Origin of the sequence: Gluconobacter sp. DsW_058 (assembly GCF_002153615.1) — a bacterium.
GTDB classification, from domain to species: Bacteria; Pseudomonadota; Alphaproteobacteria; order Acetobacterales; family Acetobacteraceae; genus Gluconobacter; species Gluconobacter cerinus.
On sequence record NZ_JOPH01000089.1, the window covers coordinates 1 to 886 of the forward strand.

1 pseudogene is annotated in these 886 nt (G+C 52.8%); it reads right to left on the bottom strand.

The features are described 5' to 3' along the window. Positions 1-58 precede the first annotated feature (58 nt). Positions 59-720, bottom strand: a pseudogene (locus HK24_RS13365) (IS5 family transposase). Between the last annotated feature and the right edge of the window lie 166 nt (positions 721-886).

The window sequence follows — 886 nt, forward strand, 5'->3', positions numbered from 1 at the left end:
AATATGGACTTCAGAGCCAGAAAGATTCATCATCAACCCAACCCATCAAACCACGGGACTAAACAACTAGGCTCAGGATGCATAGCCAGAACATGACGGTTGCGGCGAGGCAGATGGCTGAGAAGAAGACGGTCGGGCATCTGTCGTATTTGACAGGTTTTCCGCGAGATTTCCGCCCTAGAATGCCGGGCTTTATCTCTTTCTCTTCCAGGGCATCCCTGAACCAGTCGCCGTCATAACCCCGGTCTCCCAGCATCCATTGTGCAGCAGGAAGACTGTCCAGCAAGGCAGCGGCACCGGCATCATCACTGATCTGTCCTGCTGTCATGAAGACGCTCAGCGGTCGTCCGTTCTGACCGCTGATCGCATGCAGCTTCGTGTTCATGCCGCCTTTTGTCCGTCCAATCAGTAGCCCTGGATCCCTTTTTTAGCCGCAGGGCACGCAGCCGTACGGTGCGCCTTGAGATACGTTGCATCAATCATAATCGTCAGAGACTCTGCCTTCTCGGCAGCCAGACCGTCCATCATCCGGGCGAAGATCCTTATGGCGCCCCAGCGCTTCCAGCGGGTGTACAGTGTCTTATGTGGCCCGTATTCCCGGGGCGTATCACGCCAACGCAAGCCATTACGGTTCACAAAAATAATCCCGCTCAACACTCGACAGTCATCAACGCGAGGTTAGCCGTGGCTCTTGGGAACGAACGGCCGCAGACGGTCCATCTGTTAGCCCGTCAGCCAGTACAGGTTACTCTTCTTCAATCTTCTCACAGAGTCTGAATCAGATTCCTACAATAAAATCAATTGGTTATGAGTATAGCACTACAGTTGCGTTTTTATTTTAATGCGTGAGAGATATACTGCTGCCTGATAGGCTCGTCGAAACACG